This window comes from Saprospiraceae bacterium (assembly GCA_016715965.1).
GTDB lineage: Bacteria > Bacteroidota > Bacteroidia > Chitinophagales > Saprospiraceae > Vicinibacter.
In genome coordinates, this window is sequence record JADJXG010000001.1 from 3061080 (window position 1) to 3082688 (window position 21609).

The window sequence follows — 21609 nt, forward strand, 5'->3', positions numbered from 1 at the left end:
TTACTTTAATTGGATTTAAGATTTGGTCCAGCTGTCTCTGGTTTCAGGAATTTGCCAAACCGACTGGGTGTTTTCAAGACTGTTGAACATACTCATCCATTCAGAAGGGCCACCAGAGTTCATCAAAATATCGTATCTTCTCAAGGCCAGAATGGGCTCCAAAGGATTGATCAATACAGGACAGGCTTCTACGCAAGCATTGCAACTCGTACATGCATAAATTTCTTCCCGACTAATGTAGTCAAAGAGATTTTTGCCATCGTTGCATTCCCCATTGGGTTTTGGCTGCTTCGAAATTTCTTCCATTCGATCCCGAATGTCCATCACTATTTTTCGAGGGCTAAGTTTTTTACCGGTCAGATTAGCTGGACAAACTGCGGTGCATCTTCCACATTCAGTACAGCTATAAGCTCCGATCAATGTCCGCTTGGTAAGGTGGAAAATGTCAGCTGCCCCAAATATTTCCGTTTGATCTTGTATTTCTTTAGGAGATAGACCTACCATGGATCTTGCTTCATTTTCAATTACCGGAATATTAGACATTTTACCCCTGGAATCTTGGTTGCTAAGGTAAGCATTTGGGAATGCCAGAAAAATATGAAGATGCTTTGAGAATGGGAGATAGAGAATAAAACCATAGATGACAAAAAGATGCAACCACCAACCCATTCGCTCTAACCATATCAGCCAATCTTGTGGAAATTGGCCAAGCAACGACGCCCCAATAAAAGAAGAGATGTATAGTTTTCCCGTGGAAGGGTAATGTTGGGGATCTAAGTTTTGCAAAATTTGATCTGAACTATTCATTACAAAAATTCCAGCAATGAGTAAAATTTCACCCATTAGAATCAGATTTGCATCCAGACTGGGCCATCCCTTCATTTCAGGTTTTTGGAACCTGATCAACTTTAAGATATTTCTTCGGTATAAGAATATGAAAGTGCTGATAAACGCCAGGAAAGAAAGTATTTCAATGCTATTAATCAAGAAATTATAAAATGAACCCAGCGCATGGGCAAAGATTCGGTGCTCTCCTGTAAATCCATCCATGAGAATTTCAAGGAGTTCAATTTGGGTAAGCGCAAAAGCCAAATAGATAAAAAGATGAAAAATTCCGGACACCGGCTTGTTAAACATTTTCTTTTGACCCAATGCAAATAAAATCATATTTTTAAGCCCTGTAATAGAATTATGTTTTTCGTTTTCAGTGATTCCTAGTGAAATATTTTTATAAATCTGGAGAAATCGTCCATAAGCTATGTAAAAGACCAAACCGCTTAAGATCGAGAAGAATAGGATTTGCAACATAACTAAAAGGGATTAGTAAAAAATATCCAATTTTGTCTTTTTAGAAACATGAGCCAAAATACCATGATAATTTTAAATCAGGATCAAATTAATAAAAAAATCCAAAGAATGGCCATAGAGATCTATGAAAAACATTCTGAGCGGGATGTGGTCTATTTTTTAGGAATCAATCAAAAGGGGTACTTTTTGGCAAATCAAATCAGAAAGGAACTTGAAAAATTGAGTCCGCTGAAGACCAATTTGTACCGATTGTCCATTAGTCCTTCTGATCCGCTTTCCACCGAAGTATCTATGGAAATCCAAGCATCTGTGCTTAAAAAACAAGCCGTAATCATCGTAGATGACGTGATGAATTCAGGCCGAACGCTTTTTTATAGTTTTAAGGGTTTAGCCAATGCATTGCCAGCCTCTGTGGAAGTATGTGTTTTGGTACTTCGAATGCACAAATCATTCCCGGTACATGTGGATTATTATGGAATGCGACTTGCTACTACGATTAAACAAGACATCGAAGTTGTTTTCCAAAAGGAAATTGCGACAGAAGCGAAAATGTATTGAGTTGGAACTTATTCCCAATCTACTACTTTTTTTACAATCATTTTCTTATAAACTGAAGCTTTTATTTTTTATTAATAGGAGGTTGAAAGTATTTATTATTTAATTCAAAATTTCTTTTAATTTCAAGCTGAGCTTTTTATTACGGAGTGAAACATCTTAATTTTTTAATGAACACTGTTGACAAAAGAGCCAAAAGTCGTTATGGCGATGTGATACAAAAGATTATGCCATGGCATGAAAAACACCTGTCATGTGGAGTAGGGACGGGTAGTATGGAGCATCAGATCATTCAGTAAGTAAATGTGCCGATAATTCAAAGAATTCAAATGATTTGACAATGATCCTTGTGATCACTTCACTCTCCCTCAAAAATAACTGACCCCACCCTAATCATCGTGGCACCCTCTTCAAGAGCTATTTGATAATCTGATGACATGCCCATAGAGACTTCGTTAAATTCAGATTGGTTTTGAAAAAAGTTCTTTTTTAGTTCGATGAAATGGGAGTACAAGTTTTTAAATTCTTGTCTTGTGTTTTGTGCGGCTAGACTTCCAATGCCCATGACACCTCTGATACGAATGGCATCCAATTGTTCCCATGGATCTTGCTCCAAAGAGCGAATTAAATCATCCCAGAGAAATCCTGATTTTTCCTGATCATTTGATATTTTAATTTGAATCAGTAGATCCGTGGTTTTATGCTGTTTTTTAGATTCTTTTTGGATGGTTTGGGCTAGTTTAAAGCTATCCAATGAATGGATCAAGCTGCATACCTGTATAGCATCCTTTGCCTTGTTGCTTTGTAAATGGCCAATGAGATGCCATTCTATGTCTTTTGGTAAACTTTGCTGATTCTTAAGTAGCGATTGCACCTTGTTTTCCGCAAACAATCTCTGACCTTCATTGTAAATTTTTAAAATGGAGCCGGGGGCTTGGTTTTTAGACACCACCAATAGCTTCGCTCTGTAGGATTCGCATTGTTTTAATATTTGATGGTAATCTGCAATCATTGTTTTGTAATCAACTGAATGGGGTAAATATGGGTTTGCTCGAGTGGATTCATAGCATTGATCAGGGCAAATTTTTCAAATCGGGTTAAATCCTGTAGCCTGATCTCAATTTCTTGGATTTTTTTTTGTTGTAATAAAACGGCCCTCATGGTGCCCTCCAATAGACAATGACTTGGAGTGAACCATTTGCTACCATCATAAAAAACCAGATTTGCATTCGTTGCATCGGTCAAAAAATTGTTTTTAAGTATTATGATTTCTGTGTCAGATGGTAAGCCTTTCTTTAGATAATTAAAACTCTGACGATCTGAATATTTGTAGGTATAATTCAATGAATTGCAAGGTACGAGGTAAATCTTATGCAATAACTTGGATTGATATTTTGTCTGTTCAAATTGATGACTATTCTCATTGTAAAGGAATTTAAGTTTATAATGCCCGGTGAGAGCAAAGGTCTTTGTATCCAGTTCTGCTGACAGGGTATGGGGATTGTGATCTGGATAAAAAAAATGAAAGGTCCGATTGATTCTGGCCTGGTGCATCTCCAGATTTTCCAATCTGCCATTTCTCAAACTGATGGATTCAAAAAATGGGTACATATACCTTGTTTAACATTTCCTGGTATTCTTTTTCTGGATCGGCATCATGCGTTATTCCTCCGCCTGACTTAAAGACCAGTTTTCCGTTGTTTTGTTCTATGAATCGAATCATAACAGCACTTTCCAATTTAGTTTTCGTACCTATTCCAAAAATGCCGGTGTAAAATCCTCGGTCGTGTCTTTCGATCTGCTGGATAATTTCAATGGTTTTTTTCTTCGGGGCTCCCGTTACCGAACCTGCAGGCAACAATTGATCCAACAGCGAACCAAAATTTTGAATATATTCATCGCGCAATTCTCCCTCAATTTGACTACTCATCTGGATCAATTCCCCTTGATTTGTTTTGATGGTCTCTAAATATTTGAATTTGGATACAATGACATTTTTGGCCACAATATGAAGGTCATTTCGGAGTAAGTCTATAATCGTATAGTGTTCTGCATCTTCTTTGGGATCTTCCAGCAAAATTGTCGCAGCATCTGGTCTGTCAGCCAAGATAGTACCTTTCATGGGAAAAGTGCTTATTTTACCATCTTCAATTCTTACGAAACACTCTGGCGAAAATACCACAAAATGATCCCTGATCCACAATTTATATTTTGCATTTGCCATTTCATAGATTTCCAATAATGAAAATTCTGTTTGAATGTCTGTGCTGCAAGTCAAATTGGTCAAATAGGTATTTCCACTTTGAATTTCCAATTGAAGTGAATGGAACATCTCTTTAAAACAATCATAATGAATGGGTGCTGGATTTAATTGTATTTTATGGGATGCCGGACTTGAAAATTGCCTGTTTTGATTTATATTGAACCGGACAAGTTTTTCATCCAGCAAATCGATTGGTTCACAAAATCCTTTGGTTTTTGCAAAATTGACCACAAAAAGAAATGGTCTGTCTTCTTTCTGGTATTGCGCAATGGCTTGGATGGTTTGTCGGTAGGATTGGAAGGGAGGCATTCGGCAAAAATAGCTAATTTTACCCTTGTAAAATGCGTTCCATTGATTGAGAAAGAAGTGATTGTTATTGACCATGAGGACTCCTTTACGTATAATTTGGTGGGCTTGATTGAAAACTCTGGTGCCAGTGCTTTGGTGTTGGCATATAAGCAGATTCCATACTTCGATTTTTCCGAATTCCAACACATTATACTTTCTCCTGGTCCAGGTACTCCGGAAAATTATCCATTGACAATCAAGTGGATAGGGGAGAATTTTCGTACAAAAAAAATTCTGGGAATTTGTCTGGGCCATCAAATATTGGGCTGTTACTTTGGTTTAGATTTAATACATCAGGATAAGGTGGTGCACGGTAAGCGCAAACACTGCTTTCGAACCAATGAAAATTTCTGTACTTCCATTTCTTCCTTGCCTTCATCCTTTAAGGTGGGATTGTACCATAGCTGGTATGTATCAAGGCCATCAGAGGACAGTCCTCTGATTTTGAGTTGTGAGTTGGAAGATGGTCAAACCATGGGTTTGGTGCACAGATCCCATTCGATTGAAAGTTACCAGTTTCATCCAGAATCTTATATGACAGAACACGGACATGAATTGATGCAAAGCTGGCTGTTTCGATGAAAATGCATGTCCAATTTCTTGTTTTCCTGTTCTTACAGCTACCCCTTGCCAATTCTCAGGTAAAGGGAATTGTTCGGGGACAAAATGGTGAAGCTCTTTCATTTGCAAGTATCTATTTAAAATCAGGATCAACAGGCACTACTTCTAATCTGGATGGAAATTTCGAACTATACCTGCCTGCTGGAAAGCATCAATTGGTTTTTCAGTACACAGGTTACCAAAAGGCGGTTAAAGAGTTGAATTATGATGGGACCGCAGTTTGGATTGAAATGGATTTGGTGCCTTTGGTTTATGAACTAAAGGAAGTAGAATTTATAGCCAGCCGTGAGGATCCTGCTTATGCAATCATGCGCGCTGCCATCAAAAACCGAAAGAAGTATGAGTACCATAGCAGACCTTATCAATGCAAATCGTATTCAAAAGGAATGTTTAAAATTGTGGACGCACCCGATAAAATATTTGGCACTTCCTTGGGAAATATGAACGGTCATCTGGATTCCAACAGACAGGGAATCCTTTATTTGTCAGAAGCGGTAACTCAGATTTATTTTCAACCTCCTGATATTTTCCATGAAAAAATGCTGGCCTCGAAAGTAGCAGGTTCAGACAATGGTTTTTCCATAAATTGGGCATCTGCCATCAGTTTGAATCTATACAACAATTTTTCTAGTTTTGGAAAAGCAGTAATTTCTCCGGTAGCCGATTTTGCAATGAGTCATTATAAATACAGATTGGAAGGTAGTTTTAAAGATACTGACAGCAGTGATTATTTCAAGATCAAAATCACACCCAGGTTTGAATATGACGCTACCTGGCAGGGATATATTTATATTACAGACAAAGAATTTAGTATTTATGGTTTCGATGGTTTTGTTTTGGGAAAACAGATCAAACAGGAATTATTTGATACGATTTTCTTAAGACAGGAATTCATTCCATTACCTTCTGAGAAAGTAAGGAAAATTCAAACCCAGCATTATAAAGTCAGCGGCAAGTTTTTGGGCATTAAAGTTCTCGGAAGTTTTAGTCTGAGTTTTTCAGATTATGCATTTGGAGATTCAGATATTAAAGTAAATAGGTCAGAAATTTTTGAGGTTTTGGATGGAGCCAATGTCCAAAAGCAAGAATTCTGGGATTCTGTCAGAACAATCCCACTTACCTCTGAGGAACTGGTGAATTACCACTTTAAGGACAGCATTAAGTTATACAAGTCCACCGATCAATACAAGGACAGCATAGACAGAATTAGGAATCGCATCAAGCCAATTCATATCCTGACTGGGTATCGGTACGTCCTCAGTAAAAAACGGTTTAACATTAGCACCAATGGTTTATTGGATTGGATCAGTTTTAATCCAGTACAAGGTATGGTACTCGATCCCGAAATTGATTTTGTAAATTACCTGAAAAAATATTTTAACTATCAAAGGATTGGATTGACTTTAAAACCCAATTATGGATTTGGTGAGGATCGTTTTAGGGTTTCCGCACATGTTTATTACCAATATAACAATGTCCGAAAGTCGGTTTTCCAAATCTCAGGAGGCTCTCAGACTTCAGAATTCCACAATCGCGAAGGAGTCGAGGGATTGTACAATACTTTCTCCAGTTTATATTTAAAAGTAAATTATCTCAAGCTTTTTGATCAAAAATTTGTGCATCTGTATTATGGAACCGATTTGAATTATACGCATCGAATCCAATTGAATGCTGGATTTTACCAACGACAGAATTTGGGCAATCATACTGACTATCATTGGTCTAAGCGGGATCAAGGGTATTTACCCAACCATGCAATAAATTTTCAAGATAGTGTGCTATGGTTGGATCACAAATCAGTTCTGAAAGCAGGGGTGGTATGGAGAATTCAACCCGGAATGAAAGTGTGGAAGACTCCGGATGGTGTAGAAAAAATAGGAAGCGAATGGCCATTTTTCGAATTTAATTATCAAAATCTTTATTATCCCCATCAGAATTTATATGTTGGAATCTTTGGTCTGAATTCATCTTATACCACGAGTCCAAGTCGTTTTGGTGAGCTGACTTTTTACACATACGGAAAATGGCGGTTTGGAAAAAATCCGCCGGATGTTCCCGATCGCTTTTATTCCAATTCCATTCCCTTTGGATTTTACCAGATATCGGAAAACCCTAACTCCACTCTTGGTTTGAGACCTTATGACATCATTGCGTCACAATATTTATTGGAAGGAGGAATTGATTGGAATTTTAAAGGTTTGGCTTTGGATCGCATTCCATTTATTAATAGACTTGGTCTGGAAGAACTTGTCAGACTTCATTCTGTTATCTATGATCAGGCTACTGTTTATACTGAGATTTCATTTGGATTGGGAAATATTGGTTATAAGATATTTAGAATTTTCAGAGTGGATTTTGTAAAGACCTTTGGATCATCGAGCCAATCATTGAACTATTTTAAAGTAGGAATGTCAAAAACATTTTCGGCCGGATGATGAGATTAATTTTTGCCGTGTTTTTCGGATGCACTTTGTGTGCTATGTTGACCTCTTGTTTTTCAGCAACCAAGATCAAGTCAGGATGGCAAGCATTTGAATTTCAACAATATGCAATAGGGATACCCTACTTTCTAAAAGAATACGAAGAATCTAAAAATCCGGGCACAAAAGCCAAAATTGCATTTTACCTTGGAGAGTCTTATACAAGAATGGGTCAGTTTAGAAACAGTATTAGCTGGTATAAAAAGAGTCATGATCTGGGATTTGGACCTCTGTCTCTTGAAAAATATGCCTTTGCCTTAAAATCCAATGAAGATTATGAAGATGCCATCAGAGCATTTTCACTGTTGGCAGAAGAGAGTGGCGCGGCAGCAGTTTATCGAAAAGAAATTAATATATGTAAATTGGCCATTGAATGGAAAAAAAGAGGATCTTCCAGTAATGAAGTTAAAATTGCCCCTTTACTTCAGGTCAATGAATCTGGAGCAAATGACTTTGGGGCTCAATTTCATCCGGACGGAAGTTTGTATTTTTCCAGTGATCGCCTGGGCTCCCGGGGTAATAATAAATATGGATGGAGTGGTCATTTTTTCTTTGATATTTTTCGATTTGATGCAGGTTCTAATAAAGTAGAACAATTACAAGAAAACATCAATACTACCCATCATGAGGGAAGTGTTTGTTTTGATCGTCTTGGTGAGTACCTCTATTTTTCGAGATGCGAAGCCAAGTCAACGGAAGATGCCTTTTGCGACATTTATGTAAGCAAAATTAAAGCAGATTCTGAAGCTGAAATATTGTATTTGCACGATCAGAACTGCAATAATATCCATCCTGCTTTGCACCGATCAGACACTGTGTTGGTTTTTAGCTCTGATAGGAAAAGTGGTCAGGGGCTTTATGATTTGTACTATACTGTTTTCAGAAATGGAGAGTGGTCAATCCCTGTCAATCTCGGAAATACAATCAACACCCCGGGGAATGAAAAATTCCCTACCTGGCATTTAGATACATTGTATTTTTCCTCTGATGCACATCCTGGAATGGGAAGTCTTGATATATTTAAAACCTGGCTTAGTAACTCAGGACAATGGGTTTCTCCTCAAAGGTTGCCGTATCCCATTAATGGCGGAGCAGACGATTATTCTTTGTCCATTGATCCGGTTTTTAAAAAAAATGATTCAATCCTTCAATCAGGAGTTTTTTGCAGCAATCGAATTCCGAACGAGGGGGACAAAATGTTTAGGTTTTATCAAATGCAAGGACAGTCGGATATTGTTGCAGATTCAAATAACCAAGGAAAAATCTTTTGTTTTGTTAATATCTTATTTTACGCACAGCCGCTTTACTATCAAACCAATTTTGAAAAAGCCCTTGATTCTGTGTATATAATAATTGAAGAGAGTGGTGAGAACCTATTTACCAAAGACAAAAATTTGGGTATCGTACAAGTTCAACCTGGGAAAAATTATGTTCTCAAATTTAGTAGAAGGGCTTATTGGCCTACTGAAATGGAAATTAGCATACCTTCTTATCATTTTAGTTTGAAAAGGGACACCAGTATAAACATACAATATACGGTGCGTATGGTTCCTATAGAGTACAACAAGGAATTTGTTTTGGAAAATGTGTATTTCGATTATGATCAATGGTTTTTGAGACCTGAAGCGCAGCAAGCTTTGCAGTCCGTGGTATTTTGGCTAAATGCAAATCCTGAAATCAGATTAAAAATTCAATCACATACCGATTGTCGTGGAGATGAAAAATACAATCTTGATTTAAGCCATAAAAGAGCCCGATCCATACTGGATTTTTTGGTGGGTGAAGGTATTTCCGCTGAGCGTTGTTTTTCTGAAGGATTGGGAGAAAGCGCTTTGGCCGTACCATGTGTTTGTGAATTATGCAATGAGGAACAACATCAGGCCAATCGAAGATCTACATTTATCTTGCTCCGCTGATTCTGTTTAGTTTTTTTGCTTTGAGGTGAATTGGCAAATAATAAATTGAAAATAGCACAAGCATTGCAAATTGACCTGTGAGCAAGTACCAGGGCCAAGGTCCAAGCCAATCCAACAGGCTGGCTGCCTCAGGTTTTCGACATGAATAGAAATAATTTCCACCCGTAAAATAGTTGGCCAACAATGAAAAAGCCAGATAAATATTGGCTCCGATCATAGCGTTTTTTAAATCAACCGGAAACACTTTGTATTCAAGAACAAATAAACCATGCAATACCAAAACAACTAATCCACAATGCTCCAGCCAGTACTTGAAATACTCGGGATGTGGAAACTGCTCTTTGAGATCTGGTGTTAAAATGGCCTGAAAAGTTCCTACCAAAACCCAAAAATAGAGTATGCCGAAAAACCATCTTTTTTTATAATAAGCTTGCAAGGGAAAAATTAAACACAGAAAATTACACAAATGAAAAGGAAAGTGAATGGTTGGATCAAATTTATCTGAAAAGTACAAGTAAATTGATTTGAATAAAACCACGGTGCAAAGAATACAAGAAAAAATTAGCGCAGCGGTATGGTGCATCTGTTTAGACCATTTATTTTTGTATCGGATAATCCAATAGCTAAAAAGGGAAAAGATCAATACTGGTATTAAATGCGTTAATCCAAAGGGTTCAAAACAGTCAGATAATTTGACACTTGATTCCATGTTGCGGTTCAAGCAGTAAAGGTAAATGTTTGTTTTAACAAACATTTAACCCGCGATGGTTTATTTTTGCATGCATTAATTGTCTAAATAAATATGAAATCCTTACTTACGATAGTTATCCTTTTCAGCTGCTTATTTAGAATAGAGGGAAAGCCAGATCCAAAATTATCCAAAATTCTGGCCAAGGTGGAATCTCAGGTTTTGACGGCAAATACTCTTTCCATTGAATTTACTTTAGAGACTACACCTGCTGAAATGAAGAAAATCACTCAGAAAGGTAAAATGGGTATAAAGAAAAATAAGTACTATCTCATTTTACCGGAACAGGAAGTTTATTTTGATGGAAATTCCCAATATACCCATTTAAAAGAAAGAAAAGAAGTTCAAATATCAAGTTCTGATGGGCGGGACTTCCCATTTCACCCAATTGCATTGGCGGGCTTGTACAAGAAAGGGCAATACGACTATCGCTTGGAATCAGAGAACAATGAATATTGGGTAGTAGATTTCAAGCCTTTGGATAAAAAAGCGGAATATTTTAAGGTGAAGCTTCATATTTCAAAGAAAAATTATCAAATGGCGGAAGTTCAAATTTTTGAGAAAAACGGGGATCGACATAAACTCGTTTTTCATTCCATGAATTTTAATAAAAGCCTTGAAGACAGTCTTTTTGTATTGAATGTCAATAAATTACAAAATGTAAGGGTAGAGGACCTCAGGTGATTTCAAAATCTTTCCTTTGTTATCAGCAAGAGTGATACTTTTGTTTTCGAATGAATATTAAGTCCAATCTAGCCCGCGCCACCGCTCAAGTGGTATGTAAGCGAGAGGAAAGGCTTTCCAGCCTTGCAATAGCAAAGCAAAATATTATTTTTAAATCCCTTATCACCAAAGGCTCCAAAACAAAGTTTGGAAAAGAGCATGAATTTGAAGGTATTAAGAACCATTCTGATTTCTGCAATAAAGTCCCCATCAGAGATTATGAGGGGCTAAAAGGCTATTTTGACCATGTGCGCGAAGGTTATCCTGATATATTGTGGCCGGGCAAACCGAAATATTTGGCCAAGACCTCTGGGACAACGAGTGGAGCCAAGTATATCCCAATTACAAGATCCAGTATTTCCAACCACATCAATTCGGCCAGGAACGCACTTTTTTCTTATGTTTATCATCGACCAAAGACCAAAATATTTGATGGTAAGATGCTGTTCTTGTCTGGTTCGCCGGTGTTAGAAATGGTCAACGGGATTCCGACAGGAAGGCTTTCAGGAATTGTAAACCATGAAATACCTAGCTGGTTTTCCAAGGCTAAGCTTCCTGGAAATGAGCTCAATTCTCTCCAGCCATGGGATTTAAAAGTTGAAAAAATTATAGCTGATCTCTGGAAAAGGGATTTAAGGGTGGTGAGTGGCATACCTCCTTGGATACAAATGTTTTTTGAGAAAATTATTGACTTCAGCGGAAAAAATTCAGTTTGTGATGTATTTCCAAATCTTGAATTATACATTCATGGCGGTGTCAATTATGAACCCTATTCAAATAAGATAAATCAGTTGGCGGGAAAGGAACTCTCATTGTTGGAAACATACCCCGCCAGCGAGGGATTTCTAGCATATCAGGATAATCCGGATGTTGACGCGATGAGACTGGTCTCACAATCAGGTATCTTTTATGAGTTCGTCCCACTATCAGATATCCACCAGCCCAATCCGATCAGACTGCTTTTGCAAGACGTACAAGTGGGTGTAGATTATGCGATTGTCTTGAGTAGCAATGCCGGTTTGTGGGCATATCTGTTGGGGGATGTGATTCGTTTTATAAGCTTAAATCCTTGGCGAATTAAGGTCACCGGCAGGGTAAGCCAATATATTTCAGCTTTTGGTGAACACGTTATTGCAGCAGAAGTAGAAAATTCCATTAGCCATGTGATTCAAGAATTCAAATTAACAATAAACGAATTTACGGTGGCACCTCAGGTTGCACCTCCTGAACAGGGTTCTCCTTACCATGAGTGGTTTATTGAATTTGATGTGATTCCATCCAATTTACACGAAATTGAAACAGCTCTAAATTTCGAAATGTCACGCCAAAATGCGTATTACTCCGATTTGATCAATAATAAGATATTAAGCCCTTTGAAAATTAAGTGCATTCAAAAAGGAGGTTTTAAAAAATACATGATGAGCATTCAACAATACGGTGAACAGTTTAAGGTGAAGCGTCTTTCTAACAATCGGAATATTGCAGAAGCTTTGAAGGAGCTAAATGTTGTAATTTAGAATTTAGGACACACGTACCCATTATTGTCATAATTCCCAATCCAGGTCAATCCCAATTCAAAAGAATGGGTTGGGTTTGAAAAACGTATGGCATCTCTTAAGCCAATGTCATAATGAAGGCCTATGATAAAGCTCTTGATTTCAAATCCCATTTGTAGCCCTAAATCAACAGGAGTAATCAGCTTGTCAGAAGCGACTGAACGAATCGCCACTGCAGTGTGAAATGCAGTTTGGTTTAGACTGTAGAAGGATTTTCGATATCCAGTGCCTAACTGAATAATGGTGTGAGGGCCTTGTGTGCCTACAAAAAGCCTGGGAATGAATTGTTCAAATTTATTGATCTCGTAGATAAAATTAAGGATGGTGTTTGTTCTGATAAGAGCTCTGAAGTCAGAAACACCTCTATAGTTCGGATCATCCAGGTTTTTAAAAAATGAAAAATTGGGTCTAAAAATATAATGAATAGCAGAGGCAGCTTGCAAGTTCCAGCTGGAGGTCAATTCTGTGCTGATCCCAATTCCAATTTTTAAATCAGGGGTCGTATGAATATTTATTGGCAAAATTTCACCGGTTGGGTTATTGTATTCGCTGAGTCCGTCAAATTGATCCTGAAAATAGATATTGTCATAACTCAAGGATCTTTGGAGCAATCCTATACCTAAACCACCAGACAAATAGGTATTTTTTGCTTTGTTCAATTTTTTATAATAGCTAAGTCCAACGCCCATTTCATTTTTATTCCAATCCAATAGTTGGGCGCGATCGGACAAAAAATAAGCGCCAAGTGATAAGTAATCATGTTTGAAATCCTGACTTTTTAAATCAAATTTAATGTCACCTGTAATTCCAAAACTTCTATATGGATTTTCTACGAATCGAACCCAGTGGTCTCTGTTGATTAAACTAACTTTCACAGTTCCCTCAAACATACCGGATAAAACCGGGTTGTAATAGGTTTGAAATAGATTGTACTGCGAAAAACTAACATCTTGTGCTTGTACAGAAAAATGCAAATAGCATGCTATAAAAAAGAAATATTTTAAATTAGAATTGAGAATCATGAAGGTTGAGACGATGATTTGCGCTGTAAAAGTAAACAAAATCGGGAAAATGTGTTTTATCTATTTTACATTGGTGCAATGACTAGCTATCTCGTTTCTCAACCGCTCATACCTTTAAGGTCAAATCCATCTCACAAAAGCGAACAGGTCAATCAATTGCTGTACGGCAGTGAATTTGTTGTTATGAAATCGGCGGGTAGTTGGACTAAGATAAAAAATTTGGAAGACCGCTATGAGGGCTGGATGGATTCTGAAGCTTATATTCCACAGGGAGTTGAGGATTGTATGCTCAATCCATTTGCAATTGCAACGATCCAAATTAATAAAGAGGTCATGCATTTACCCTTTGGGTCCAAAGTGCCGTATCAATTTATAGATCGGTATAAATTGAAAGAATGGCAAGAAAAATTTCAGCTTAACCCAACGGATAAATTACACTACTTTTCGACAGTGTTTCTAAATGCTCCTTACTTATGGGGCGGAAAGACCATTTTTGGGATCGATTGTTCAGGATTAACTCAACTCTATGCAGCATATATGAATGTCCCAATTGCCAGAGACGCCTCTCAGCAAGCTTTGTTGGGTGAGGAAATTCATTTTTCCGAGCGAAGGGAAGGGGATTTTGCATTTTTTATTCAAAACAATGGCCCGATCAGTCATGTCGGGATTCTGTTGAGTCCCTTTGAAATCCTACATTCTTCCGATTTTGTAAGAGTAGATGATTTCAATAGTGAGGGAATTTGCAGAAGGAGTAATGGGAAAATTTCACACCAATTCCATTCAATCAGAAGGGTGCTTAAATTTAATCTAAATAGCCCTAATGATATCGTACTTCGTTAGAACATGGTATCGGTTATTCACATCCTTTGTGATGACCCCTGGTATTTTTTCATTAAAACACTTATTCAGCATACTCATTGGCATATCCATGGGTACCATAGGCATGGGTTCAGACATGATGGAAGCCACATCCTTGTCTGCATTTTGTAATGGATTCTCTAGAATATAGGAGAGAATGGTATTCTCTGAAATAGTCCCCTTGATTTCTCCATTCACCAATACTGGTAATTGGGATATATCCCTGTCCTTCATGATTTTGAGGACTTCCTTAATCTTATCATTCGAGCTGACAGAATAGAACTCTTTGTCTGCTTTGGCATAAACAAGATCAGAAACCTTTTTCTCTGCGTCCAAAAATCCTCTTTCCCTCATCCAGTCATCATTGTAGATTTTTCCTATATACCGACTTCCATGGTCATGAAAAATAAGTACAACGACATCCTCTTTGGATAGTTTATCTTTTAGCTGAATCAATCCTGCCATCGCAGAACCAGCGGAATATCCCAATAGCAGACCTTCTTCCCTGGCTAGACGTCTTGCAGCTAAAGCTGCATCTTTGTCCGTAACTTTTTCAAAAAGATCAATTAACGAAAAATCAACATTTTTTGGTAGAATGTCTTCACCGATTCCTTCTGTGATATAAGGATAAATTTCCTTTTCATCAAATATTCCGGTTTCATGGTATTTTTTAAAAACTGAACCATAGGTATCGATTCCCCAAATTTTGATATTGGGATTTTTCTCCTTGAGGTATTTGGCGGTACCTGATATGGTGCCTCCTGTGCCGACTCCTACTACAAAATGGGTGATTTTTCCACCAGTTTGATCCCAAATTTCAGGTCCGGTGGTTTCATAATGTGCTTTGGCGTTGCTCAAATTGTCATATTGATTACACCAAAAAGAATTCGGAATTTCTTTGCTCAGTTTTTCGGCGACGGAGTAGTAGGATCTAGGATCAGTCGGCTCTACATTGGTTGGACAAACAATTACCTCAGCTCCCATGGCTTTCAACATGTCTATTTTTTCCTTCGATTGTTTGTCACTGGTGGTAAAAATGCAACGGTATCCGCGTACACAAGCCACCAAAGCCAAACCCATTCCTGTATTTCCACTGGTACATTCAATGATGGTGCCACCAGGTTTTAGTTTTCCCGCTCTCTCTGCGTCGTCGATCATTTTTACGGCCATTCTATCCTTTATAGAATGTCCAGGATTAAATGTTTCCACCTTCGCAAGTACCAAGGCAGGAATTCCTGCACATATCTTATTTAGTTTGAGCAGGGGTGTGTCACCGATGGTTTGTAGAATATTTTGATAAAATTGCATTGGATAATCTTCAATTAAATTGCAAAAATAGTTAAAATACAACTATTTAGAATATTTGACTTCAACAAAAAACTTTTTGTCAATTGCCCACAATTCTTTTGCAGCTTCTGAGGATACCACCACTTCGATATCTTCTGCAAATGTTTTTGGAATTCTACCCACAACTTTTGCCAAAACGGATCTTCCTGTAATAGGATTTAAAATCTGGATAAACTTATTTTTGGGAACGTCTCTGTGAAGCGCGTAAAACCGGCCCCTTCCCAATTCTATTTTTGACCTGGCGGCAACTCCTCTTTTTTCAAAATTGTATGTAAAAGTAGGAGTAGTCTTTATCTCAGGAACCAAAGATATTGCATTGCTATCTATTTTGGCATTTTTCATGCTGTCTTCTCTGGTAGAAATTAGGGATTCATTGAGTTTGGAGGGCTCTTGCCCCGGCATCCAACCGATTTGTACCAGCATATTGGCCTGCATCCCTTTTAAAACGGGTGGATTTATTGTTTCAAATTCCTTTCGCGAAAAGGAAGTTTTGTGTTTAAGGATATGGTATAGCGTTTCTTTGGGTAATACTTTATAATACAAAGGTATGCTGTGAGCAGTTTGCTTAAAGCTCATATTGACCGGCACTTTCAAATAGTCGCCTTCTTTGATTGATTGCAAATTAGAAAGTTCATTCAATTTTAATAGATGGATCTCTTTTTGGCTATAGAGCCTTGCAATGCTATATAAAGTTTGTTTCTTGGTGACTTGATGCACAATAAATGGTTTGAAATGTTCATCAAATTGAACCAATGCCTTTTCCGGCAATTGATACAATGGCTGATCTTGTGCATAGATCTTAAAAGATAGGTTTAGAAAATAAACCAAAAGTATAAAATGATATTGCATACCTTGTATTTGTCGCAAATATATTACTAATTTCTATCATATTCATTTTATTGTAAAACAATAATTTAATGAAAGTATTGGCTATCATACCCGCGCGTTTGGGGTCTTCCAGGCTGTCCGCCAAAGTCTTGCGCATGATCCAGAATAAGTCGTTGATACAGAGGGTGTACGAAAATGTATTGGCATGTCCTGGCTTAAGTGAGGTGGTAGTTGCCGTTGATCATCCATCGGTATTTGATCACGTGATCTCATTTGGCGGTAAGGCTGTCATGACCTCTGATGGATTATTGTCGGGTACGGATCGTTGCGCAGCAGTGAGTAAGCAGTATCATGATTTTCCATTGGTGGTCAATGTTCAAGGTGATGAACCATTTATTGGAACTTCTGAGATCCAGATTGTGATCCAACAACTTCAGAATTTGGATGCCGATATCGCCTCATTGATGGTGAAGATGGAAGATCCGATGGATTTAAATAACCCAAATGTGGTAAAAGTGGTGTGCAAGCTCAATGGAGAAGCCATGTATTTTTCAAGGTCTGCAATACCTTACAATCGAAGTTTCGAGATGGAAGAATGGGTAAATAGGGCAGTGTATTGGCGACATATTGGAATTTATGGTTTCAAGAGGGATACTTTATTGCAGATTACCAACTTGCCGGAAAGTAAATATGAAGGAATTGAAAAATTGGAACAACTGAGATGGCTTGAATCAGGCTACAGGATTAAGATGGGAATTGGTAATTATCGGGGGATAGGAATTGACACAGAAGATGATTTAAAAAAGGCTGAAGAAATTTTGTCAAAATAAATTCAAATCTGAGAGCGATAAACTAAGGAGGCGGAAAAAAAATTGATGGATCAATTGTATGGATTGGTCGATTTTGTTGAACAAAGTAGAACGTTACAAAACTTTTGTTTCTAGATTTGGTTTAATGATCTAAAATCACAGATGGGTTTTTTCATATTATTGGCCATTATTTTTTTGATTGAAATCTATGCATTCCAGGGTTTTAAAGTTGTAATTAATTCTATGGAGTCTGCAGCTTGGCGAATGGCAGCCAACTGGGCTTATTGGCTTATTTCTATTTTGCTTTTGACAATTAGTTTGTTTGGATTGTATTTTTATCGAAAAAATCTTCAATTTCCAGAATTGTCCAAATGGACTTTGAATATTTTCATTTCTATTTTTATTACCAAAATCATTTTCATTTTGTTTGTTTTTTCTGAAGATGTTTATCGATTTGTTTTTGGTATAGGGCGCAAAATGGTGGGTCAAGAAAGTGATGGTTTTCTGCCTGAAAGGCGATTGTTTTTTAATCAACTTGGTTTATTGGTGGCCAGTGTACCCTTTGTTTCATTTCTTTACGGAATCACCAAAGGAAAATATCATTTTAAGATTCACACTGTCAGTATAGAGTTTGAAGACTTGCCGGAAGAATTTGATGGATTTAGGATTGCGCAATTTTCAGATTTTCACAGTGGGAGTTTTGACAATCACGAGGAGGTGGCCAGAGGATTGCAAATGTTGCAGGCTCAAAATTGTGATTTGATTGTTTTTACAGGTGACCTGGTCAACAACAAAGCGAATGAATTTTTACCGTATCAGAAATTATTCAAAGATCTTTCTGCTCCATTTGGGAAGTACTCAATCCTTGGCAATCATGACTACGGTGATTATACAAGTTGGCCTAGTCCATCAGACAAACAAAATAATTTTGATCAATTGTGTAGATTGCATGCAGAGTTAGGTTTTCAGCTTTTGCGGGATGAGCATAATCTAATTGAAATAAAAGGACAATCTATTGCGATTTGCGGTGTTGAGAACTGGGGAATTGGGTTTGGGAAAAGGGGCAATTTAGCCAAGGCTTTGAATGGAGTAGATGAAGAAAAATTTAAAATTTTGCTTTCTCATGATCCCTCTCATTGGGAGCATGAAGTTAAAATGTATCCTAGCAAAGTGCAACTCTGTCTATCTGGTCATACCCATGGAGCTCAAATGGGAGTAGAAATTCCCGGTATTAAATTTAGTCCGGTGCAATTTAGATATGCGCATTGGGCCGGATTAAAGGAAGAGGGCATGCGATATCACTATATAAACCGAGGATTTGGATACCTTGGCTTTGGAGGTAGGGTAGGAATATGGCCGGAAATTACGGTATTGGAACTTAAAAGCAAAGAAAAAAATGTGGTCGGCTGATCTATTTTTTTAGCCTTTTTTCATGGTACATTGATTTAAATTTTTTGCTTCTCAACTCGTGTTCTTTTTTCCTTTTCGCTATGTAATGATTGACTAGTTTATCTTCCATTATGGGGTCTGATTTGACAGTTCTGTAAAATGCCCTGATCAGAAGATCTATTTTATCATCCGTCTCCGTAACACCTTTGAGCTTGTAATAGTGGCTTAATCTGCTGCCTTCTTCAAATCCCCAATTGATGGAAATCCATCTCCCCAGACTGAAGTGAAGCTTACTTGCGATGGTATCTTCTGATGCGGTTATGAGTTTTTTTCTCCCTTCTGAATCAGTTAACCTCAAAAGTTCTGCCATCGCATCATCTGTGTCCTTTGGGATATAAACATCATTGATTCTTGAAAGTAAAATTCTTTCATTGTAGTTCTTAATAAATTCTACTGAGTCTAAATCCTGTGAAAAACCAATGCCAAAAACAAAAAATGAAATTACTATAAAAAGAAAGGATTTCATACAATGCTAATCAACGTATAAATGAAGGATTTATTATAATATTATTGAGGTACAAACTCAAGTGAGACGCTGTTTATACAATAGCGGAGTCCGGTTGGTTGAGGGCCATCTTCAAAGACATGTCCAAGATGGCCATTGCACCTTGCACAAACCACTTCCACTCGTTTCATTCCGTGACTGATATCAGGAAATTCTATGATAAGATCTTTCCGGATGGGTTGATAATAACTAGGCCAGCCTGTTCCTGAATCAAATTTAGATTTAGAATCAAATAAGGCCATTCCACAACCACTGCAGCAATATATCCCATTGGTATGTTGATTGTAATATTTTCCGGTAAAAGGTCTTTCCGTTCCTTTTTCACGCAATACATAGTACTGCATTTCATCCAATCTGGATTTCCACTCTGTTTCAGAAAGTTCTAATTTTACAACTTTCAAAGGAATTTGAGGATTGGCAATTTTCGTTTTGCCCTTAGAAGGTTCATTATGTTTTGATTCAGTCCTGGTCTGACAAGCACCAGTATTAATAATCAAAACTAAAGCTGTGATCACATTAATGATTTTCATTTCTTAATTTTTGTTCCTGTTTTAAGGCTATTTGTATTATTTTGCGTATCAGACTCGCCAGACTTAGAAATAAAAGATATACAAAGGAAAAAACAAAAATGATCCAGGAATAGGTTTTGGCTTCGAATACAGATACTCCTGAAGCCCATTTTCCAACCATAATTCCGATAAAAAGCAAGAGAGCATACCCATATATCGAATTTCTATAGTAGATTAATTTATGTTCTTGATTCATGCCCAGTGAAATATTAAATAGGATATAGAATAAGAGCATAGAGGTAGTTAATGTCCAAATATCCAGGCTTTCAAAATTCTGAGGAAGCCATTTTCTTAAACCTATAAATAACAGGGTTCCACAAAATACAATCAGAATACAGATTCCGGACTGAACGAGCGGATTGGTTTTGAATGCTTTAATCATTTTGATCAGGTTTTATCAAAGTGGCATACAAATCAAATGGATGTGTTTCAACAATTTTAGCATGAACAAAGTCACCTATGCGCAAGTAGCCTGAATATTTGATATAGATTTCATTATCCACTTCAGGACTATCGGAAAAGGCTCTTCCAATGTAGTATTCTTTTTCTTTTCTGTCAATCAAGACCTTTAATACCTGTCCGATCTTTTGATCATTTAATTCCTGCGATATCTCTTCTTGAATAGACATTAGCTTTTGTGCCCTTTGTTCTTTTACTTCTTGACCAATTTGGTCAACCAAACGATACGCTCCTGTATCTTCTTCGTGGGAGTATTGAAAAACACCAAGGCGATCAAATTTTGTCTGTTTTATAAAATCACAGAGCTCCTCAAAATCTTCCTCTGTTTCTGTCGGAAAGCCAACCAGCATTGTAGTGCGAATGGCAACACCCGGAATCTTGCTTCTTATTTTGTCGATCAATTCAATGGTTTCTGCCTTTGTAATTTGCCGTTTCATATCCTTCAGAATTTTATCTGAAATATGCTGAAAAGGAATGTCAATATAGTTGCAGATTTTATTTTGTTTTTGAATCACATCTAATACTTCCAATGGAAATTTTGAAGGGTAAGCGTAATGAAGTCTGATCCATTCAATCCCTTCCACCTGACACAAAAGAGTCAATAAATCTGCTAATTTCCTTTCTTTGTATAAATCCAAACCGTAATAGGTCAATTCTTGTGCGATAAGGATTAACTCTTTAACACCTTGTGCAGCCAGTTTCTTGGCTTGGATATATAAATCTTCCATGGGGACACTTAAGTGTTTTCCTCTCATCAAAGGGATGGCGCAAAAAGTGCAGGTTCGGTTGCAGCCTTCTGAAATCTTGAAATACGCATAGTGCGATGGTGTAGTGAGTACCCTTTCACCTACCAATTCATTTTTGTAATCTGCATTTAATTTGTGCAAAAGAGCGGGCATTTCCATGGTGCCAAAGAAGGCGTCCACTTCTGGAATTTCATCTTCGAGTTTGTCTTTGTATCTTTGGCTGAGGCAGCCAGTTACAAAAAGCTTTCCAATAGTTCCCTGCGACTTTAGTTTGGCATAAGTTAAAATGGTTTCGATGGATTCCTCTTTTGCTCTATCAATAAAACCACAGGTATTTACGATGATAATGTCCGAATGTTTGTTACCAGTTGGGTTATGCTCTACATGGTAATCATTGTCATCCAATTGGTGCATGAGATTTTCGGAATCGACCAGATTTTTGGAACAACCCAAGGTTACAAGTTGGACTCTTTCTTTTCGGTAGGATTTGGTTTTCAAT

Annotated in this window: 21 protein-coding genes; 9 read left to right on the top strand and 12 right to left on the bottom strand. The window is 37.4% G+C overall.

The window, feature by feature from the left end:
• Positions 1–15 precede the first annotated feature (15 nt).
• Positions 16–1308 (bottom strand): (Fe-S)-binding protein, encoded by a 1293-nt coding sequence (locus IPM48_11730; GenBank protein MBK9272253.1) that lies wholly within the window; start codon positions 1306–1308, stop codon positions 16–18.
• 63 nt (positions 1309–1371) lie between these two features.
• Between IPM48_11730 and IPM48_11735 the strand changes: the two genes are divergently transcribed.
• Entirely contained in the window at positions 1372–1866 is a 495-nt protein-coding gene (locus IPM48_11735; GenBank protein MBK9272254.1) for a phosphoribosyltransferase, read from the top strand.
• A gap of 355 nt (positions 1867–2221) precedes the next feature.
• Here the strand turns inward: IPM48_11735 and IPM48_11740 are convergent, their stop codons facing one another.
• Genes IPM48_11740 through IPM48_11750 form a run of 3 tightly spaced genes read right to left on the bottom strand, consistent with a single transcriptional unit; the run spans position 2222 to position 4435 of the window.
• Positions 2222–2875 carry a YggS family pyridoxal phosphate-dependent enzyme gene (locus tag IPM48_11740; protein MBK9272255.1) on the bottom strand — a complete coding sequence of 218 codons (654 nt, stop codon included), beginning with the start codon at positions 2873–2875 and terminating at the stop codon, positions 2222–2224.
• The gene (locus IPM48_11745) at positions 2872–3474 is read right to left on the bottom strand and encodes an aminotransferase class IV (GenBank protein ID MBK9272256.1); all 603 of its coding nucleotides are present in this window, start codon (positions 3472–3474) and stop codon (positions 2872–2874) included. The genes IPM48_11740 and IPM48_11745 overlap by 4 nt, the downstream gene beginning before the upstream one ends.
• Positions 3458–4435, bottom strand: coding sequence for an aminodeoxychorismate synthase component I (locus IPM48_11750; GenBank protein MBK9272257.1), 978 nt, complete (start codon positions 4433–4435; stop codon positions 3458–3460). Before IPM48_11750 ends, IPM48_11745 begins: the two co-directional genes overlap by 17 nt.
• 42 nt (positions 4436–4477) lie before the next feature.
• Here IPM48_11750 and IPM48_11755 point away from each other — a divergent pair, with 42 nt between their 5' ends.
• From IPM48_11755 to IPM48_11765, 3 genes are read left to right on the top strand one after another with little or no spacing between them, the layout of a single operon-like run.
• Positions 4478–5056, top strand: a complete 579-nt coding sequence (locus IPM48_11755) for an aminodeoxychorismate/anthranilate synthase component II (GenBank protein MBK9272258.1) — start codon at positions 4478–4480, stop codon at positions 5054–5056.
• A gap of 2 nt (positions 5057–5058) precedes the next feature.
• Positions 5059–7530 (top strand): carboxypeptidase-like regulatory domain-containing protein, encoded by a 2472-nt coding sequence (locus IPM48_11760; GenBank protein ID MBK9272259.1) that lies wholly within the window; start codon positions 5059–5061, stop codon positions 7528–7530.
• Positions 7527–9491 carry an OmpA family protein gene (locus IPM48_11765; protein ID MBK9272260.1) on the top strand — a complete coding sequence of 655 codons (1965 nt, stop codon included), beginning with the start codon at positions 7527–7529 and terminating at the stop codon, positions 9489–9491. Before IPM48_11760 ends, IPM48_11765 begins: the two co-directional genes overlap by 4 nt.
• On the opposite strand, the gene IPM48_11770 is transcribed toward IPM48_11765, so the two are convergent.
• On the bottom strand, positions 9475–10200 hold the full coding sequence (locus tag IPM48_11770; protein ID MBK9272261.1) for a TIGR02206 family membrane protein: 726 nt from the start codon (positions 10198–10200) through the stop codon (positions 9475–9477). The two genes, IPM48_11765 and IPM48_11770, sit on opposite strands and share 17 nt — an antisense overlap.
• A gap of 93 nt (positions 10201–10293) precedes the next feature.
• Here IPM48_11770 and IPM48_11775 point away from each other — a divergent pair, with 93 nt between their 5' ends.
• Positions 10294–10923, top strand: a complete 630-nt coding sequence (locus IPM48_11775) for an outer membrane lipoprotein carrier protein LolA (GenBank protein MBK9272262.1) — start codon at positions 10294–10296, stop codon at positions 10921–10923.
• Positions 10924–10973: 50 nt separating this feature from the next.
• Positions 10974–12479, top strand: coding sequence for a GH3 auxin-responsive promoter family protein (locus IPM48_11780; GenBank protein ID MBK9272263.1), 1506 nt, complete (start codon positions 10974–10976; stop codon positions 12477–12479).
• Here IPM48_11780 and IPM48_11785 read toward each other — a convergent pair.
• A complete protein-coding gene (locus tag IPM48_11785; protein MBK9272264.1) occupies positions 12476–13492 on the bottom strand; it encodes a type IX secretion system membrane protein PorP/SprF in 1017 nt (338 codons plus the stop codon). The two genes, IPM48_11780 and IPM48_11785, sit on opposite strands and share 4 nt — an antisense overlap.
• 99 nt (positions 13493–13591) lie before the next feature.
• On the opposite strand from IPM48_11785, the gene IPM48_11790 reads away from it, so the two are divergent.
• Positions 13592–14380, top strand: a complete 789-nt coding sequence (locus IPM48_11790) for a C40 family peptidase (GenBank protein ID MBK9272265.1) — start codon at positions 13592–13594, stop codon at positions 14378–14380.
• Here IPM48_11790 and IPM48_11795 read toward each other — a convergent pair.
• Both IPM48_11795 and IPM48_11800 read right to left on the bottom strand, forming a co-directional pair.
• Positions 14348–15706, bottom strand: coding sequence for a pyridoxal-phosphate dependent enzyme (locus IPM48_11795; GenBank protein MBK9272266.1), 1359 nt, complete (start codon positions 15704–15706; stop codon positions 14348–14350). The genes IPM48_11790 and IPM48_11795 overlap by 33 nt on opposite strands.
• A 42-nt stretch (positions 15707–15748) precedes the next feature.
• The gene (locus IPM48_11800; protein MBK9272267.1) at positions 15749–16594 is read right to left on the bottom strand and encodes a LysM peptidoglycan-binding domain-containing protein; all 846 of its coding nucleotides are present in this window, start codon (positions 16592–16594) and stop codon (positions 15749–15751) included.
• 68 nt (positions 16595–16662) lie between these two features.
• Here IPM48_11800 and kdsB point away from each other — a divergent pair, with 68 nt between their 5' ends.
• The gene (gene kdsB, locus IPM48_11805; GenBank protein ID MBK9272268.1) at positions 16663–17403 is read left to right on the top strand and encodes a 3-deoxy-manno-octulosonate cytidylyltransferase; all 741 of its coding nucleotides are present in this window, start codon (positions 16663–16665) and stop codon (positions 17401–17403) included.
• 141 nt (positions 17404–17544) lie between these two features.
• Positions 17545–18792, top strand: a complete 1248-nt coding sequence (locus IPM48_11810; GenBank protein MBK9272269.1) for a metallophosphoesterase — start codon at positions 17545–17547, stop codon at positions 18790–18792.
• A gap of 1 nt (position 18793) precedes the next feature.
• On the opposite strand, the gene IPM48_11815 is transcribed toward IPM48_11810, so the two are convergent.
• From IPM48_11815 to rimO, 4 genes are read right to left on the bottom strand one after another with little or no spacing between them, the layout of a single operon-like run.
• The gene (locus tag IPM48_11815; protein ID MBK9272270.1) at positions 18794–19297 is read right to left on the bottom strand and encodes a hypothetical protein; all 504 of its coding nucleotides are present in this window, start codon (positions 19295–19297) and stop codon (positions 18794–18796) included.
• A 41-nt stretch (positions 19298–19338) separates the two neighbouring features.
• A complete protein-coding gene (gene msrB / locus IPM48_11820) occupies positions 19339–19866 on the bottom strand; it encodes a peptide-methionine (R)-S-oxide reductase MsrB (protein ID MBK9272271.1) in 528 nt (175 codons plus the stop codon).
• The gene (locus tag IPM48_11825; protein MBK9272272.1) at positions 19853–20287 is read right to left on the bottom strand and encodes a hypothetical protein; all 435 of its coding nucleotides are present in this window, start codon (positions 20285–20287) and stop codon (positions 19853–19855) included. The genes msrB and IPM48_11825 overlap by 14 nt, the downstream gene beginning before the upstream one ends.
• On the bottom strand, positions 20280–21608 hold the full coding sequence (gene rimO / locus IPM48_11830) for a 30S ribosomal protein S12 methylthiotransferase RimO (GenBank protein MBK9272273.1): 1329 nt from the start codon (positions 21606–21608) through the stop codon (positions 20280–20282). The genes IPM48_11825 and rimO overlap by 8 nt, the downstream gene beginning before the upstream one ends.
• Position 21609: the final 1 nt, after the last annotated feature.